The organism is Fischerella sp. JS2 (genome assembly GCF_032393985.1).
In the GTDB taxonomy this organism is placed as follows: domain Bacteria; phylum Cyanobacteriota; class Cyanobacteriia; order Cyanobacteriales; family Nostocaceae; genus Fischerella.
Genome location: NZ_CP135918.1, coordinates 4,266,364 through 4,284,650, shown reverse-complemented (window position 1 = coordinate 4,284,650; position 18,287 = coordinate 4,266,364). Strand labels below are relative to the sequence as shown.

General features: G+C 45.9%; 11 protein-coding genes, 2 tRNA genes, 3 rRNA genes and 1 pseudogene. 6 read left to right on the top strand and 11 right to left on the bottom strand.

The features are described from left to right. The first annotated feature begins 174 nt into the window (after positions 1-174). Both RS893_RS18200 and RS893_RS18195 read left to right on the top strand, forming a co-directional pair. Entirely contained in the window at positions 175-864 is a 690-nt protein-coding gene (locus RS893_RS18200) for an IS1 family transposase (protein WP_315786134.1), read from the top strand. Then, positions 809-2,908: a WD40 repeat domain-containing protein gene (locus RS893_RS18195; RefSeq protein WP_315792015.1), complete on the top strand. Its 2,100-nt coding sequence runs from the start codon at positions 809-811 to the stop codon at positions 2,906-2,908. The genes RS893_RS18200 and RS893_RS18195 overlap by 56 nt, the downstream gene beginning before the upstream one ends. Before the next feature lie 445 nt (positions 2,909-3,353). Here RS893_RS18195 and RS893_RS18190 read toward each other — a convergent pair whose 3' ends face one another. Further along, positions 3,354-4,586 carry a methionine gamma-lyase family protein gene (locus RS893_RS18190; RefSeq protein WP_315786461.1) on the bottom strand — a complete coding sequence of 411 codons (1,233 nt, stop codon included), beginning with the start codon at positions 4,584-4,586 and terminating at the stop codon, positions 3,354-3,356. A gap of 85 nt (positions 4,587-4,671) precedes the next feature. On the opposite strand from RS893_RS18190, the gene RS893_RS18185 reads away from it, so the two are divergent. After that, on the top strand, positions 4,672-5,487 hold the full coding sequence (locus RS893_RS18185; protein ID WP_102152514.1) for an acyl-CoA desaturase: 816 nt from the start codon (positions 4,672-4,674) through the stop codon (positions 5,485-5,487). Between the two features lie 75 nt (positions 5,488-5,562). Here RS893_RS18185 and RS893_RS18180 read toward each other — a convergent pair whose 3' ends face one another. Together RS893_RS18180 and RS893_RS18175 are read right to left on the bottom strand one after the other, a co-directional pair. Next, positions 5,563-6,828 (bottom strand): glutamate-5-semialdehyde dehydrogenase, encoded by a 1,266-nt coding sequence (locus RS893_RS18180; RefSeq protein ID WP_315786450.1) that lies wholly within the window; start codon positions 6,826-6,828, stop codon positions 5,563-5,565. 4 nt (positions 6,829-6,832) lie between these two features. Next, positions 6,833-7,240 carry a hypothetical protein gene (locus RS893_RS18175; protein WP_009458157.1) on the bottom strand — a complete coding sequence of 136 codons (408 nt, stop codon included), beginning with the start codon at positions 7,238-7,240 and terminating at the stop codon, positions 6,833-6,835. 496 nt (positions 7,241-7,736) lie between these two features. Here RS893_RS18175 and RS893_RS18170 point away from each other — a divergent pair, with 496 nt between their 5' ends. The 3 genes and pseudogenes from RS893_RS18170 to RS893_RS30525 all read left to right on the top strand — a co-directional run. Beyond that, the gene (locus RS893_RS18170) at positions 7,737-8,402 is read left to right on the top strand and encodes a transposase (RefSeq protein WP_315786416.1); all 666 of its coding nucleotides are present in this window, start codon (positions 7,737-7,739) and stop codon (positions 8,400-8,402) included. After that, positions 8,332-8,850 (top strand): RNA-guided endonuclease TnpB family protein, encoded by a 519-nt coding sequence (locus RS893_RS18165; RefSeq protein ID WP_396336372.1) that lies wholly within the window; start codon positions 8,332-8,334, stop codon positions 8,848-8,850. Before RS893_RS18170 ends, RS893_RS18165 begins: the two co-directional genes overlap by 71 nt. A 182-nt stretch (positions 8,851-9,032) precedes the next feature. Then, positions 9,033-9,317: pseudogene (locus RS893_RS30525) on the top strand (transposase); the annotation flags it as partial. 259 nt (positions 9,318-9,576) lie between these two features. On the opposite strand, the gene rrf reads toward RS893_RS30525, so the two are convergent. From rrf to RS893_RS18120, 8 genes are all read right to left on the bottom strand, one after another. Further along, positions 9,577-9,694, bottom strand: a 5S ribosomal RNA gene (gene rrf, locus RS893_RS18155). 121 nt (positions 9,695-9,815) lie between these two features. Next, positions 9,816-12,639, bottom strand: a 23S ribosomal RNA gene (locus tag RS893_RS18150). A 219-nt stretch (positions 12,640-12,858) separates the two neighbouring features. Then, positions 12,859-12,931 (bottom strand) — tRNA-Ala (locus RS893_RS18145). Between the two features lie 83 nt (positions 12,932-13,014). Further along, positions 13,015-13,088 (bottom strand) — tRNA-Ile (locus RS893_RS18140). 165 nt (positions 13,089-13,253) lie between these two features. Next, a 16S ribosomal RNA gene (locus RS893_RS18135) occupies positions 13,254-14,744 on the bottom strand. Together the 16S, 23S and 5S rRNA genes with 2 tRNA genes alongside form the textbook arrangement of a ribosomal RNA operon. A gap of 993 nt (positions 14,745-15,737) precedes the next feature. Beyond that, entirely contained in the window at positions 15,738-16,169 is a 432-nt protein-coding gene (locus RS893_RS18130; protein WP_315786410.1) for a hypothetical protein, read from the bottom strand. Between the two features lie 260 nt (positions 16,170-16,429). Further along, complete coding sequence (locus tag RS893_RS18125; RefSeq protein WP_315786407.1) at positions 16,430-16,939, bottom strand: plasmid segregation centromere-binding protein ParR; 510 nt, start codon at positions 16,937-16,939, stop codon at positions 16,430-16,432. A 5-nt stretch (positions 16,940-16,944) separates the two neighbouring features. After that, entirely contained in the window at positions 16,945-18,093 is a 1,149-nt protein-coding gene (locus tag RS893_RS18120) for a ParM/StbA family protein (RefSeq protein WP_315786405.1), read from the bottom strand. Between the last annotated feature and the right edge of the window lie 194 nt (positions 18,094-18,287).

Genomic DNA, 18,287 nt, shown 5'->3' with positions numbered 1-18,287 from the left:
TTTAGTCGAGGCAACACAATCTGTAAAAGAGCTAAAACAAATAGTCAAAGATCATCGCTCATTCACAGAATATCCAACCGTCAGCCCTCTATTAGCTTTGCAAACTACTCTCGAAAATATTCATGAGAAAAATCGGCGTTGCATAATAGCGGTATGAATTGAGGTCAATTAATCATGGAATGTCCACGCTGTGGATCTTGTCATAACCGTAAGAATGGAAAGAAAAGAGGTAAACAGAATCACATTTGCTGTGATTGTGGTCGTCAATTCATTGATGTCTATAAACCACCCAGGGGCTACTCGGATGAAATCAAACAAGAATGCCTAAAAATGTACGTCAATGGTATGGGATTTCGTGGAATTGAAAGGGTGAAAAACGTTCATCATACTACCATTATTCATTGGGTTAAACGAGTGGGTACACAATTGGCGGATACACCAAATTCAAAGGAAATTCCGCAGGTGGGAGAACTAGATGAATTAGAAACATTTATTGGTTCAAAAAATAAAATCTGGTTGTGGACGGCGGTAAATCACTTTACTCAAGGTATTCTTGCTTGGGTTTTAGGTGATCGTAGTTCGACTACTTTCCAACAGTTATGGAACATTGTCCAGTGTTGGCAGAGTTATTTTTACGTCACAGATGGATACCCTGTTTACCCTTGTTTTGTTCCTGATGGTGACCAAATTGTGAGTAAGACCTACATGACACGAGTCGAAAATGAAAACACAAGGCTTAGACATTATTTGGCTCGTCTTCATCGTAAAACTTTATGTTATTCCAAAACTGAGGAAATGCTGAGATACTCTGTTCGATTGTTATTGCACTACCTCAAATATCGTTCTGTTCCCTTACCTGCCTAAAACATACCTTTATTCAGCAACGCCGAAAAATCAGTTAAGGCATAACGGTGTGGTCTCCGACGTGGTGTTTAGCCCCGATGGCAAAACTATTGCGACTGCATCAGCTGACGGCACAGCCAAGTTGTGGAACCTGCAAGGCAAACAAATTACCACCCTCAAGCATAACGATTCGGTCAACAACGTGGTGTTTAGCCCCGATGGCAAAACTATTGCGACTGCATCAGCTGACGGCACAGCCAAGTTGTGGAATCTTCAAGGCAAACAAATTGCTACCTTCAAGCATAATGGTGAGGTCTACAACGTGTTGTTTAATCCCAATGGCAAGACTGTTGCTACTGCATCAAATGACGGCACAGCCAAGCTTTGGAATCTCCAAGGTCAAGAAATTGCCATCCTCAAGCATAATCGTTGGGTTTTCAAAGTGGTGTTTAGCCCCGATGGCAAGACTATTGCGACTGCATCAGCTGACGGCACAGCCAAGCTTTGGAATCTTCAAGGCAAACAAATTGCCACCTTCAAGCATAATAGTTCGGTCTCCGACGTGGTGTTTAGCCCCGATGGCAAGACTGTGACGACTGCATCAGCTGACGGCACAGCCAAGCTTTGGAATCTTCAAGGCAAACAAATTGCCACTCTCAAGCATAATAGTTCGGTCTCCGACGTGGTGTTTAGCCCCGATGGCAAGACTGTGACGACTGCATCAGATGACAACACAGCCAAGTTGTGGAATCTTCAAGGCAAACAAATTGCCACCTTCAAGGATAACGATGCGGTCTCCAACTTAGTGTTTAGCCCGGATGGCAACAGTCTTGCCACTGCATCATTTGACAGAACAGCCAAGTTGTGGAATCTCCAAGGTAAACAAATTGCCACCTTCAAGCATAATGGTGAGGTCTCCAACGTAGTGTTTAGCCCGGATGGCAAAACTATTGCGACTGCATCAATTGATAAGACAGCTAAGTTGTGGAATCTCCAAGGCAAACAAATTGCCACCTTCAAGCATGATAGTTCGGTCTACGATGTGATGTTTAGCCCAGATGGCAAAACTATTGCGACTGCATCAGCAGGCGTCACAGCCAAGTTGTGGAATCTCCAAGGCAAACAAATTGCCACCTTCAAGCATGATAGTTTGGTCTACTACGTAGTGTTTAGCCCGAATGGCAAGACTGTGGCGACTGTATCAGCAGGCGTCACAGCCAAGTTGTGGAATCTCCAAGGCAAACAAATTGCCACCTTCAAGCATGATAGTTCGGTCTACGATGTGATGTTTAGCCCCGATGGCAACACTGTTGCTGCATCAAGTTACAACACAGCTAAATTGTGGAATCTTCAAGGCAAACAAATTGCCACCCTCAATCATAATGATGGTTCGGTCAACAACGTGGTGTTTAGCCCCGATGGCAACGCTGTTGCGACTGCATCAGGTGATGACATAACCAAGTTATCAAGTGATCACACAGCCAAGTTGTGGAATCTCCAAGGCAAACAAATTGCCACCCTCAAGCATAACGGTAAGGTCTACGATGTGATGTTTAGCCCAGATGGCAAAACTATTGCGACTGCATCAAGTGACAACACAGCCAAGTTGTGGAATTTCAAAGGCCAACAAATTGCCACCCTTAAGCATAACGATGAGGTCTACAACGTGGTGTTTAGCCCGGATGGCAAGACTGTTGCTACTGCATCAAGTGATAACACAGCCAAGTTGTGGAATCTTCAAGGCAAACAAATTGCTACCTTCAAGCATAATGGTGAGGTCTACAACGTGTTGTTTAATCCCAATGGCAAGACTGTTGCTACTGCATCAAATGACGGCGTTGTGCGCTTATGGACGCAGGTAGGGAATGATTGGCAGCAGTTGGCTGAATATCAGGGTGGAGACGGAGTGCTTAACCCAGATGGTAAGTTAATAGCGGTTGTTGTAGATAATACTGTGCAGTTGCGTCCGGTTGAAGGTATAGATGAACTGCTGGCGCGGGGGTGCAATTGGCTGAGGGATTATTTTGCTAGCCATCCTGATGTGCCGAATGAGGCGTGCCGATGAGATGGGGAGGTGGGGAGATGGGGAGATGGGGAGATGGGGAGTGTGAGGAGTGTGAGGGGTGTTTGAGCTTGATGAATGAGTGTTGGAATCTCGTCAATGAGTTGTTGAAACCTCGTTAATGAGTGTTTGAGCTTGATAAATGAGTGTTGGAACTTCGTCGCTGAGTGTTTGAGCTTTGTTGTCGAGTATTGGAACTTCGTCGATGAGTATTGGAGCTTGATAAATGAGTGTTGGAACCTCGTCGCTGAGTATTTGAGCTTTGTTGTCAAGTATTGGAACTTCGTCGCTGAGTGTTTGAGACTCGTCGCTGAGTGTTTGAGCTTCGTCGACGAGTATTATAATCTCGTCATCGAGTATTTGAACCTCACCCCGCCTACGGCACCCCTCTCCTTAGTAAGGAGAGGGGATGGGGGTGAGGTTGTGTATTTTGTTTAATTCGCGTTCCTTAGTTTGCTGCTCCTACTGCCTCAATTGCGGCTTCTAAAGCGATCGCCACATGAGTCCAATGGGTGCCGCCTTGACAGTAAACGACATACGGTTCTCGTAATGGCCCGTCAGCTGAGAACTCTAATGTGCTACCCTCAATAAATGTCCCGCCAGCCATGACGACTTTGCTTTCGTAACCTGGCATTTGATCAGGAATGGGGTCTAGATAAGAACCAATGGGTGAATTTTGTTGTATTGCCTTACAAAATGCAATTAACTTCTCGGCAGAACCGAGTCTAATTGCCTGGATCACATCACGTCGAGGAGCAAAGGGTGCGGGATTAACTGGATAACCAAGTTTGTCAAAAACAAAACCTGTTAAGTGCGTACCTTTCATGGCTTCTCCTACCATCTGAGGCGCGAGAAATAAGCCTTGGAAGAGGAGGCGATTTTGGTCAAAGGTCGCACCGCCGTAACTACCGATACCAGGGGCAGTCAGCCGACACGCAGCCGCTTCTACCAAATCAGCACGACCAGCAACGTAACCGCCAGCTGTGACAATAGTTCCACCAGGGTTTTTAATCAAGGAACCCGCCATTAAATCAGCACCGACATGGGTAGGTTCACTGGTTTCTATAAATTCGCCGTAGCAATTATCAACAAAACAAATTGTGTTGGGATTTTGCTGCTTGACTAAATTAATAATTTTTTCAATATCGGCAATTGACAGACTAGAACGCCAAGAATAACCACAAGAGCGCTGAATTATAACTAAAGTAGTGTTATCCTCCACCGCTCGGCTTAAAGCTTGCCAATCCACTGTTCCTTCTGGGGTAAGATCCAATTGGCGATAGCGAATGCCAAACTCTATAAGGGAGCCTTGACCATGACCCCGTAAACCTATCACTTCTTCCAATGTGTCGTAAGGAGGGCCAGCCACCGAGAGTACTTCATCACCAGGACGGAGGACACCAAATAAGGCACAAGCGATCGCGTGAGTTCCAGATACAAACTGTACTCGCACAGCCGCCGCCTCTGCGCCCATAACTTCGGCAAACACTTTGTCTAAAGTTTCTCGCCCTAAATCATCATGACCGTATCCTGTGACACCTGCAAAATGGTGAGCGCCGACTCGATGATGACGAAAAGCACTTAACACTCTGTAAAGGTTTCTCTTGACCTGAGCGTCAATTCCAGAAAAAATCTGTAACAGTGCCTGTTCTGCTTGCCGCAGCTGTTCCAAGCTGTTCATTAGTTCCTCATTCACAAAAAAAACATAATATGCGGATTTAAGGATCGCGCAGACTAGGCTGAACAATTCCTATTCAGGTTACTGCATGACAATTGCTACATCAACAAAATCCCGAAGCCATTTAGTACACATTACATTCTTGACTGTTTTGCACGCTGCTGCGTTGCTGGCTCTGTTTCCCGGTTTCTTTAGCTGGAAAGCAGTTGGTGTGTGCTTGTTTCTCCATTGGGTAACAGGTGGCTTAGGTATTACTCTGGGCTATCACCGCCTCGTCACCCACCGTAGTTTTCAAACCCCTAAGTGGCTAGAATACTTCCTTGTTTTGTGTGGAACCCTTTCCTGCGAAGGAGGCCCAATAGAATGGGTCGGTATGCATCGGATGCATCATTTGTACTCAGATAAGGAGTTAGATCCCCATGATTCCAACAAAGGCTTCTGGTGGAGTCACATGGGTTGGATGTTCTTTCATTCACCACTTCAGCCAGAAGTACCTCGCTTTACGAAAGATATTGGCGATGACCCAGTTTATCAGTTTTTCCAAAATAATTTAATTTGGCTCCAAGTAGCTCTAGGTGTAGTACTGTTTTTGCTGGGTGGCTGGCCTTTTGTAATCTGGGGAGTTTTTGTTCGCCTAGTTTTCGTATGGCACTGCACCTGGTTGGTCAATAGTGCTACCCACAAATTTGGCTATCGTACTTATGAATCAGGCGATCGCTCAACAAATTGTTGGTGGGTTGCTTTATTAACTTACGGTGAAGGTTGGCACAATAACCACCATGCCTTTCAGTATTCCGCACGTCACGGACTGCAATGGTGGGAAATTGACATGACTTGGATGACAGTTAAGTTCCTACAAGCACTTGGTCTAGCCACGAATGTGAAGTTGGCAGACAATAAATAGGATGGTGGGGAGATAGGGAGTTGGGGAGATGGGGAGAAAATACTACACCCCATCACCCCATCACCCCATCATTTTCTAAAACCTTCCGTTCCCCTGCACGATATGTTTGACCGTAGTCAGGCTTTCTAAGCTGATAAAACCACGTCGATGGCCTTTCTGATTGGACATACCCAAAAACACGCCATCTCCCCGTGCAGGGTTACGGGTAAAACGGGGGGAAGCATTGATGTAACTAGAGGCGCTGTTGACTCCTAAGGCAAACTGCCGACTTTCCTGATAGGATTCTGTGACGATGCAGTCGGCGTGACCACTGCTGTACTGATTAATCCAAGCGATCGCAGCCTCTAAGCTATCCACTAGTTTAAAAGCTATTGTTTTAGTTAAATAAGCACTTCCCCATTCCCCATCTTTAGCTAGTTGTAACTGCCCAAAGGCTTCTACTAATTCTGTGTCTCCTCTAATTTCAAAGCCTTTTTCTTGCAAGCTGTTCCACAGGGTAATTAAAGACGATGGCATAGCTTGCCGATGAATCAAAACTTTTTCGATCGCATTCACTGGATCTGGTTGACTACAATGGCTATCTACAATCATCCAACGCACCATTTCTAAGCTGCCATTGAGTGACCAATACAGGTAACAATTACCCATTGCTGATCTCAGTACTGGTGCTGTAGATTGTCTTACTACTTGCTGTACTAAGCTAGCACGTCCGTAGGGAATGACTAAGTTTAAGTAATTGTCTTGACTGACCAAATCACGAATTGAAGCACCATGTTCAGTCTGGATCAATTCTATACAACCAAGGGGCAAACCAGCGTCGGCAATACCAGCTTGTAAGGCATCAGCGATCACTGCGTTAGAGTGGCTAGCTTCTGTACCACCTTTAAGGATCAAACAATTACCCGTTTTGATGCATAAACCCGCGGCGATCGCCCCTAACTCTGGAAATGCTTCATAAATAAATGCGATTACACCCAGAGGCATTAGTTGCGTGTAAGTCTGAGAGTCTTCCAGTTGGTAGTCAGCACTACGCACTCGCCGCAGTGGATCTGACAATTCTCCTAGTCGTTGCAAAATCTCTACAGTCGCTTCCAGACGTTTTGGTGTTAGCTTCAACCAATCCAAAATCAAATCTGGTATGGCCATTTCCCGACTAGCCTCTAGATCCAAAGTATTGGCTTCCAGAATGTCATCAAAAGAACGTTTGATCGCCTCTGCCATCGCCAAAACGGCACGACTGCGATCTGTCCCTTTGGTAATTCCTAACTTTAAAGAAGCAGCATAAGCACGTTTAGTGCTGGAGATTGCTTCGGGACTATCATCAAAAGCATCCACTGTCATTGAATCAACGTCTGTAGGTAAGCCAGACCATCAGTGCGGGTAAAATTGCCAATAGTACTGCCACCATTGCCCAAGCGATTATACTTGAACCACTTGCCAATCGTAGTGCTAATGGCAACCATATAATCACTAACACGAAAATAATGCCAAGCGCTACCGGCAGATAGCTTTCTCCTAAACGCGGATGGACAACTTGCCAGCTAGAACCTGTCCAGCGCCACGCACGTTTGTAAGGATAGGTAGTAGAAAGCTGTTCTAGCACAAAACCATTATCTTCTACTACAAAGATTTGCTGACAGCGATCACATCCAAATGCTTCTGTAAGGGTAATCGGAACTAATCGTCCCCGACGACGACAGGGACAGGGGTACTCGCTATTAAAATCAAGTTTTTCGGGTTTTTGAGATTGCACAAGGAATCTTATAACTTGAGCGTGTTCATGTACAGCAGGAGAAGATTATCCTCTTGTTAAGGTTGTTGAGGCTAATTACTCCACTTTAAACTTTTTTTATAACAATTTAGCCAGTTTGTGTCCTTCTTGCCTACAGAATATATTTTGGTTCAATATAGAGACAAAAAAGGTTTGCACCTGACAATCAAAGGAATTGCACTGGATCTTTCTTAATTAAGTGTAGTGCATCCTACACATTCGTTGGCGTTTAACAATGCCTAAATCTTGATTTTCTGGCGCATCTGTAAATACTAGCAAATCATCTAACACCCCCAGGAGACTCCCGCCACAACGCAGTTTGGCGGTGAGAGGAATGGGGACGAGCGAGAAGCTTCACCCCTGAATCAAATTGCTGCAAAGCAGCAACAGGTGATGGGGTGAGCGACGAGTGAGTAAGTGAACAGGAGTGCATAGCGGGTTGTACGTATTTCACAGATTTAATGGTAAAATGTGAGATATGGAAAAAGCCTACCGTTACAGAGTCTATCCAACTGCCGAGCAAGAACTAATATTGCGCCGGACGATTGGCTGTGTGTGGTTGGTTTTTAACAAGGCTTTGGCGGCGAGAACCGAGGCTTGGTACTCCAGACAGGAGAAGGTTGATTACGTTCAATCTTCTGCTATGCTGACGCAGTGGAAAAAAGTTGAAGACCTCCAGTTTTTGAACGAGGTTAGCTGTGTACCACTGCAACAAGGCTTGAGACATCTGCAAACAGCTTTCACTAACTTCTTTGCGGGTAGGGCAAAATACCCTAACTTCAAAAAGAAACGTAGTGGTGGTAGCGCAGAGTTTACCAAGTCCGCTTTCCGATGGAAGGATGGGCAGGTCTACTTGGCAAAGTGTTCTGAACCATTGCCGATTAAATGGTCTAGGCAACTTCCAAAGGGATGTGAACCTAGTACCATCACAGTTAGGCTTGAACCTTCTGGACGCTGGTTTGTCAGTTTGCGAATCAATGATCCGACTGACCAAACCATGCAGCCACTTGATAGTGCTGTTGGGCTGGATGTCGGGATTAGCTCTCTTGTGACTCTGAGTACAGGCGAAAAGATTGCTAACCCCAAGGCATTTGACAAGTACTATCAAGCATTTGAGGAAAGCACAGAAGTCTTTGAGCCGTAAACAAAAAGCCTCTCGCAACCGAGATAAAGCAAGACTCAAAGTAGCTCGTCTTCAATCTAAAATTTCTGATGCAAGAAAAGACCATTTGCATAAACTGACTACTCGACTGATTCGTGAAAACCAAACGATAGTAGTTGAGGACTTGGCGGTTAAGAACATGGTCAAAAATCCTAAACTTGCCCGTGCTATCAGTGATGCTGCATGGGGAGAACTGGTGAGGCAACTGGAGTACAAGCAAGCGTGGTACGGTCGAACCTTGGTAAAAATTGACCGATGGTTCCCCAGTTCTAAACGCTGTGGGCATTGCGGTCACGTTGTTGATAAACTGCCGTTGAATGTCAGGGAGTGGGCTGTCCCAACTGTGGGACGTACCACGACCGGGATATCAATGCAGCTAGAAATATTTTGGCGGTGGGACACACCGTTGCAGTCTGTGGAGCGAACATAAGACCTGATGGGCATAAGTCTAGAGGGCAGTTGCAAAAAACCCGTAAGGGAAAGAAACAGAAACCCAAGTCGTGAGTCTTGGGAATCTCCCGCTACACCGCATCTTTAGCGGGAGAGGATGTCAACTTAGTAAACTTGTGCGCCTATCTCAAATATTGTTTTGTAACTTGTACGGGTATCAGTTATGTCTCTCAAAAACTGGCTACTCAACTTTGAGAAGACTTCGGTATTCAATTTTTTGCCAAACCCCGTCGCAACATGAAAAACAAGCGATTAGCTTCTCCATGACAAGCTTTTATCCCGTAAACGCTCCATCGTTGAAACCAATAATGACCAACACAAGAACATTTCTCAAATTGAATTGAATATTCAAGACCCCGAAGTCCGGTGAATTTTTGTGTTAATGTTTTCTGTGGATTAATCGCTTATTGCCATCAACCTACGAAACCCTGCCTTCAGATGGAATGACTTTTATCTTAAAATTCTTAACCCGAACTCAGGTTTTTCTAGTAAACCAATTTTCACTACCCAGGTCAGAAAATACTCTTTTAACCTTCTTGCCACCATCGAAACCTTTTATTCTCCACAGTCAGCGTTTTTTTATAATCATTTTCTCATCTGTTAACCTGCTTTAGAGAATTAGTATTAGTTATATTTTTGGTTGGCAATTAAAACAAAAGCCCCCTCTATTTTTATTGAGTAGAGGCGGCTTTTGTATGAAAAAAAGTCCTGGCATCGAGCTATTTTGACAGGAGGCAACCCTCCAACTATCGTCGCCGCAGCAGCGTTTCACAACTGAGTTCGGGAAGGGTTCAGAGTGGTTCCACCGCGCCATAGACACCAGGAAAGGCTAATGGGTAATTGGTAATTGGTAATATTTAGTTGGAGCTATTACCAATGAGCAATTAGCAATCAACAAAACCCTGAAGACTGCATAGAATGTTGAAGCGAAACAATGTTAAAGGTGAGGTCAAGCCCTCGGTCTGTTAGTACTCCTCAGCTTCATACATTACTGCACTTCCACTTAGAGCCTATAAACAGGTGTTCTACCTGTGACCTTACTGGATTGCTCCATGAGAGTACTCATCTTGAGGTGGGCTTCCCACTTAGATGCTTTCAGCGGTTATCCGCTCCGCACATGGCTACCCAGCGTCTACTGTTGGCACAATAACTGGTACACCAGCGGTGCGTCCTTCCCGGTCCTCTCGTACTAAGGAAGGCTCCTCTCAATACTCTTACGCCTGCACCGGATATGGACCGAACTGTCTCACGACGTTCTGAACCCAGCTCACGTACCGCTTTAATGGGCGAACAGCCCAACCCTTGGGACGTACTTCCGCCCCAGGTTGCGATGAGCCGACATCGAGGTGCCAAACCTCCCCGTCGATGTGGACTCTTGGGGGAGATCAGCCTGTTATCCCTAGAGTAACTTTTATCCGTTGAGCGACGGCCATTCCACGCTGCGCCGTCGGATCACTAAGGCCTAGTTTCCTACCTGCTCCACTTGTTGGTGTTGCAGTCAAGCTCCCTTTATGCCTTTACACTCGTCGCACGGTTTCCAAGCGTGCTGAGGGAACCTTTGCGCGCCTCCGTTATCTTTTAGGAGGCGACCGCCCCAGTCAAACTGCCCGCCTGAAACTGTCTCCCGACCGGCTCACGGTCGCGGGTTAGAATCCTAGCTGAACTAGAGTGGTATCTCACCGTTGGCTCCACATCCCCCACAAGGAATGCCTCTACGCCTCCCACCTATCCTGCGCAAGCTCAGCCCGGACACCATTCCAGGTTACAGTAAAGCTTCATAGGGTCTTTCTGTCCAGGTGCAGGTAGTCCGTATCTTCACAGACAATCCTATTTCGCCGAGTCTCTCTCCGAGACACCATCCAGATCGTTACGCCTTTCGTGCGGGTCGGAACTTACCCGACAAGGAATTTCGCTACCTTAGGACCGTTATAGTTACGGCCGCCGTTCACCGGGGCTTCGGTCGTCAGCTTTAGGGTTGCCCCCTGACCAACTTCCTTAACCTTCCGGCACTGGGCAGGCGTCAGCCCCCATACATGCTCTTACGAGTTTGCGGAGACCTGTGTTTTTGGTAAACAGTCGCCTGGATCTCTTCACTGCGACCCGACTTCTCGGGTACCCCTTCTTCCGAAGTTACGGGGCCATTTTGCCGAGTTCCTTAGAGAGAGTTATCTCGCGCCCCTTGGTATTCTCAACCTCCCCACCTGTGTCGGTTTCGGGTACGGGTAAAGTATGCTCAACACATTACTAGCTTTTCTTGACACTCATTTCGACTACTCGGAGTTCGTAAACTCCTCCCAATCCAGTTAGGGTGTAGCCTCCACTCATGCGTCCCTAGCAATGCTCCCATACTTTAGTCAGGGATTGTTGACCCTGTGTCCATCGACTACGCCGTTCGGCCTCGCCTTAGGTCCCGACTAACCCAGAGTGGACGAACCTGGCTCTGGAACCCTTGGGGTTTCGGGGCATTGGATTCTCACCAATGTTTGCGCTACTCAAGCCGACATTCTCACTTCTATACTGTCCACACCTGCTTGCCGCTAGTGCTTCTTCCTGTATAGAACGCTCCCCTACCGATTACAATGTAATCCCACAGCTTCGGTACATCGCTTAGTCCCATTCATTTTCGGCGCAGGAGCGCTTGACCAGTGAGCTATTACGCACTCTTTCAAGGGTGGCTGCTTCTAGGCAAACCTCCTGGTTGTCTATGCACTCCCACCTCCTTTGCCACTTAGCGATGATTTCGGGACCTTAGCTGGTGGTCTGGGCTGTTTCCCTCTTGACGATGAAGCTTATCCCCCACCGTCTCACTGGCTGTGTCTTCTTCGGGTATTCTGAGTTTATCTCGATTTGGTACCGCTCTCGCAGCCCGCACCGAAATAGTGCTTTACCCCCCGAGTTGTTCACAACCGCTGCGCCTCAACACATTTCGGGGAGAACCAGCTAGCTCCTGGTTCGATTGGCATTTCACCCCTAACCACAACTCATCCGCCGATTTTTCAACATCGGTCGGTGCGGACCTCCACTTGGTGTTACCCAAGCTTCATCCTGGTCATGGTTAGATCACCAGGGTTCGGGTCTATAAACACTGATATATCCGCCCTTTTCAGACTCGCTTTCGCTTTGGCTTGGTGTTTTTCACTTAACCTACCAGTGCTTATAACTCGCCGGCTCATTCTTCAACAGGCACGCGGTCAGACGTTCAATCGTCCTCCCACTGCTTGTAGGCTTGCGGTTTCATGTTCTTTTTCACTCCCCTTATCGGGGTTCTTTTCACCTTTCCCTCGCGGTACTGTTTCGCTATCGGTCACACAGGAGTATTTAGCCTTACCGGGTGGTCCCGGCTGATTCACATGGGATTTCACGTGCCCCATGCTACTCGGGATACAGCTACTATCTTCAAGTTTTCGACTACAAGACTTTCACTTTCTCTGGTGCATCTTTTCAATGCTTCGTCTAACTCTACGATTCGCATCACGCTGTCCCACTACCCCAACAAGTTATACTCGTTGGTTTAGGCTCTTCCCCGTTCGCTCACCACTACTTGGAGAATCTCGTTTGATTTCTTTTCCTCGGGCTACTTAGATGTTTCAGTTCGCCCGGTTCGCTCTTACCTATCTATATATTCAATAGGCAGTTTTTAGGGTTCCCCCATTCGGACATCTCCGGCTCTATGCTTGCTTCCAACTCCCCGGAGCTTTTCGTTGGTAACCACGTCCTTCTTCGCCTCTGCGTGCCTAGGTATCCTCCGCAAGCCCTTATTTGCTTGACCACTTACATTGGTGTTTGTTCAGTTTTCAGTTTTCAGTTCCCACCTTACCAGTTTTTCTACTGATTAGTGTTCACTGACATTACTGTTCACTGACTACCTACTTTCGCTTCTCTATGCAGTTTTCAAGGTTCTGGCTGGATTTACACCCAGCAGCCTGAATTTGTTTGTTCAGATGCTAGATTTCTCTCCAAATCTGTGAGTGCAGTTTGTGAGTCCAGGTGGAGGTTAGGAGACTCGAACTCCTGACATCCTGCTTGCAAAGCAGGCGCTCTACCAACTGAGCTAAACCCCCTTGAAAAATGAAAAATTCTGAATTCTGAATTCTGATATTTTTGACTTCATCATTCATTATTCATCATTCAACATTTTCTTAGGTGGGCCATCCTGGACTCGAACCAGGGACCTCACCCTTATCAGGGGTGCGCTCTAACCACCTGAGCTAATAGCCCATCATCCGAACCTTTTCATAGTTTGAAAGCCATATATCTATCAATCCTGCGACCGACCTCGGGATGACTCAATTTTAGATTTTTGAAAACAGCCGATTTCGGATTGATTGTCTTTCAAATCTCAAATCCAAAATCTTAAATCTAAAATCGGTTGGGTCTCCCTTAAAAGGAGGTGATCCAGCCACACCTTCCGGTACGGCTACCTTGTTACGACTTCACCCCAGTCACCAGTCCTACCTTCGGCGTCCCCCTCCGCGAACGGTTAGGGTAACGACTTCGGGCGTGACCAGCTTCCATGGTGTGACGGGCGGTGTGTACAAGGCCCGGGAACGAATTCACCGCAGTATGCTGACCTGCAATTACTAGCGATTCCGACTTCACGCAGGCGAGTTGCAGCCTGCGATCTGAACTGAGCCCGAGTTTATGAGATTTGCTTGTCGTCGCCGACTTGCTGCCCTTTGTCTCGAGCATTGTAGTACGTGTGTAGCCCAGGACGTAAGGGGCATGCTGACTTGACGTCATCCCCACCTTCCTCCGGTTTGTCACCGGCAGTCTCCCTAGAGTGCCCACCCGAAGTGCTGGCAACTAAGTACGAGGGTTGCGCTCGTTGCGGGACTTAACCCAACATCTCACGACACGAGCTGACGACAGCCATGCACCACCTGTGTTCTGGCTCCCGAAGGCACCTTCTGCTCTCACAGAAGTTCCAGACATGTCAAGCCCTGGTAAGGTTCTTCGCGTTGCATCGAATTAAACCACATACTCCACCGCTTGTGCGGGCCCCCGTCAATTCCTTTGAGTTTCACACTTGCGTGCGTACTCCCCAGGCGGGATACTTAACGCGTTAGCTACGGCACTGAGAGGGTCGATACTCTCAACGCCTAGTATCCATCGTTTACGGCTAGGACTACTGGGGTATCTAATCCCATTCGCTCCCCTAGCTTTCGTCCCTCAGTGTCAGTTGCGGCCTAGCAGAGCGCTTTCGCCACCGGTGTTCTTCCTGATCTCTACGCATTTCACCGCTACACCAGGAATTCCCTCTGCCCCGAACGCACTCTAGTCGTGTAGTTTCCACTGCCTTTATCATGTTAAGCATGACCCTTTGACAATAGACACACACAACCACCTGCGGACGCTTTACGCCCAATCATTCCGGATAACGCTTGCATCCTCCGTATTACCGCGGCTGCTGGCACGGAGTTAGCCGATGCTGATTCCTCAAGTACCGTCAGAACTTCTTCCTTGAGAAAAGAGGTTTACAACCCAAGAGCCTTCCTCCCTCACGCGGTATTGCTCCGTCAGGCTTTCGCCCATTGCGGAAAATTCCCCACTGCTGCCTCCCGTAGGAGTCTGGACCGTGTCTCAGTTCCAGTGTGGCTGATCATCCTCTCAGACCAGCTACTGATCGTCGCCTTGGTAGTCCCTTACACTACCAACTAGCTAATCAGACGCGAGCTCATCTTCAGGCAGTAAACCTTTCACCCACAGGCACATCCGGTATTAGCATCGGTTTCCCAATGTTGTCCCGAACCTGAAGCTAGATTCTCACGCGTTACTCACCCGTCCGCCACTAGGCTCCGAAAAGCCCCGTTCGACTTGCATGTGTTAAGCATACCGCCAGCGTTCATCCTGAGCCAGGATCAAACTCTCCGTTTTGAATGAGTTTTTTGGCTCCGGAAGAAAACTTCCGTAATCCTTAATCTTTTTTCTTTCTTATATGTCTGGGTTTGTTAACCCAAAGCAAATATTTTTGACGAGGATTAATATAACTTTGGCTTTCAAACTATTGCTTTTTCAAGGTTCGGGTGTCTTGCTTTAACTTGACACTTTATCTAGCTTAGCAATCCGTTTTGTGTTTGTCAACTATTTCAGAAATCTTTTTTCTGCTTTCTTTGACTCACTTGCTTGAGACTGCCGACTGCTCGACAGTACTTGACTACTATAGCAGTTCTTTTTCTTTTTTTCCTTACCCTTACCCTTTTTTTGGCATTTTGGCATTTACTCTGAAGTTTATATTAAGCGACAAGAAACGATCCAAACGCTGATTTGAAAAGAAACAAGCTTCACAATAATCATGTTGCAGGTCTAGTCGATGGTAAAAGTGAGTATCCTTTTGTGAGTGTGATCTGTGTTGCCTAGGCTGAACTTAACAGTGAGACAGTGATTTTTTGACCTACTGCCTAAAAGGTCGTCATTCAAATATTCTGCTTTTATTCCTTCCCGTAGTAAATGCTAGTAGGGCTTTACCTGTAAAGAATTTTTCAAATAGGTTATGGGGTTACTGATTGTGTCATTCATTAAAAACACTATTGATTTCTTCGCTTACCTGCGGAATCTCGGTTAGATTTTAGATGTGATTTATAGTTTAATTTTTCTATCATTACAATGAATTAGCCCTACCCACAACCCCTTTAAAGGCAAAGGTAAAAATACTTTTGCATAGCAAGTTTGTTGCTGAATTTTCTGTAATAAGTGGTAAATAGTTAATGAAGCTGAGAACTCAAGCCTTTCTCTGTGTTATTTAATAATTATCAATAATCCATAATGAATAGACAGAGGAAAAATCTATACCATGGAATTACCGTACGGTAAGCCATGCTAAAAGGTCTTGCGGCTTTTAATTAAAACCCATTTTATGGATTTTTTTGATTACTTCCGAACTTGAGCGCCAAACCCAGCTGCTTTAAATTGCTTCAGTTTGAGAGGAGTAGGCTGGTTTGCTGCTACGGAAATTCTTAATTTAAAATTACTGATACCTGGAGGTACTTCAGGTATTGAACCAAGTCGGGTACGATTTTGCATTACTGGGTCATTATTCGCATCATAGATGCGTCCAAAAATATCTGCATCGTAAACTGTTTTATAAGTTGAATTTTCAGCTTTTCCTGTAACTAGAAAACAGTTAGCTGCCATTGTAGTGCCACTAGTAACTGCTCCTTTTGCTATTTCTGGTGGACACTCTTTGTAAGTTATATCAAAGAGTCTAATCTGTGTCAGGGCTATGGCAGGGGGACTGTACGTCCAAGATAAAAATCCCAGCAGACAGGAAAAGAATATAAGCGTGAGTGATCGCAAAAGCATAACATACACCTTGAATGGTATCGAATAATAACCAATCTAAAACCCAGCTTATCAAATTTAGTAATAGTTAATTAATAGTTGGTTATTGGCGGTCGATTGTTGATTGTGGATTGTTGGTTGGGAATTAATAAATCATTTGTTCCTCTTGACTCTGTCTTTAATACCCCATGCCTAGCACTACGTAAAATATTAAACCTCCTTAATAGAAGATCCTACTAAGGAGGTCAAAAACGGCACAGTGATATCACACCCTGGGGTTCCTAGAAATCATCCAGATACTGACTAAGACGACTAATTACAGGATCAACATCTTGAGGAGGTACAGCAGTATAAGAAGTAGAAGCAGTATTATTTACTACTTCTGATATAGGTGTTGATGGTATCGGCGATTGTATGGCTGATGTTTGATGAACCATAATTGCCAGCTGTGCCACTTGTTGACTGAGTTGTGTTAAGTGGCGTTCCATCATCTCCAATCGATTAGATTCTTTAACAAAAAAACGTTCCTCAAGGTCAGCTAATTGCCTTTGCAGTTCAGCTAGTTGTGGTTCTACTCCTTGTGTCGGTACTGGTTGTGGAGTAGGCGGTGGGCTTGGTCTTACTGATTCCGGCACACATAAAGCTTGCCACAGGGCCTCTTTACAGAGGTCGCTGAAAGTCTTGTTGGGATCTTTCTCCAATTGGCTTTCGATAAGCGCTAACAAACTCTCGTCAGCCACCCCTGGGTTGAACGTAACCGATTTAACCACCTTTTTTGACCATTGGAACATTATTTTTAAGCCCTAGAAGAGCGATTAGCGGATAGCTGTGCCTCTGCATAAATGAACTGACCTAGAGCGTTAGCTTGTCGTGATGGCGATGCTAAGTGGGCATTAATTTTTGCTTCTTTCAACAGACGTTGAACGTCTTCCCAGAAGAACTCCCCACCGCCACCGGTGAGAATCACATCAGTGACACGCTCTGGTAGCCATGCTAACACACGACTGCAAATTTCACGCGAAAACATTTCTATCAAGTTGGGCAGAAAATCATCTAGGTTGGCAGGTTTGCCTGCACCTCTAGGACGGTAGTATCGATCGCCTTTGGGACGGTTAACAGCAGCGATTAAAGCCAAAGATTGACTATCTGCTCCTTCTATTTCGGCGGCTACTAGTTCATAAAACTTACTCATACCAAAGTCTTCACTTTTAGAAGCACCTCGGGCAAAGCGGAAGTTATCTACCATCAAGCAATCGATGGTTTGATGTCCAATATCAACAATCGCTACTGATACCTTAGTAAAATCTGGCATTGCTGCGGTTTTTTTCGGTTGGGCTTCGCACCACAAGAGACTACCATAGCCTTCTGGCATTACCCAAACCTTACTGATGTTTAACGACACATCTTCGCCGCGAAACTTCATTGTGTGAGGACCACTCAATTGGCTAATTAGCTGGGCTTTTTCCTTTTCAAACTGTTCTTGGGAAAGGTAAGGCAAACCCAACACAACAGAAATGTCATCTTTGAGCTTGAAGTAACCAGCACAAGCCAAAGTTTTCACAAGTGCATCTTCTACTTTAGATTGACCTACACCCAAATTAGCACCAAAATCGGCAGCTAGTTGACCGACAGCATAGCCACTACCTTGATACTCCAACCATAAATCCATCAAAGGATCTGTGGCGCGGGCTTCAAAAACGCCTCCCCGCACTTGTTCCATCGACATTTCTTTAACGTTGGCGGAGACGAATATTACATTCCCTGGTTCGCGACTAACACAAGCTTTTGTGGAAGTTCTACCTAAGTCAACACTAAGAATCTTTTTACCTGTGCTGCTACTGACTGTTGGTGTAGGAGTAGCGTTGATCGGAGTCGATGCCGATACTCTATTCATTGGTATGGCTGCGGCATTCATCGGGGTGGCTGCGGAAGGTTGGTCTGTCATGAAAGCTCCTAGTACTTACTTACCTTGAAAAAGTTACCATGCTCATCTTACAAAAATGCGTGTATCAGAAATTATTGGTAAGCTCAACATCTAGCTGAAAACTTGCCAAGAATTACTTAATAACTTAGTGTGAGTTAGTTTGCCAAGGCTATGCTGAGATAAAGTCAAATAGCAAGCCACTTGTAGCACTTTGC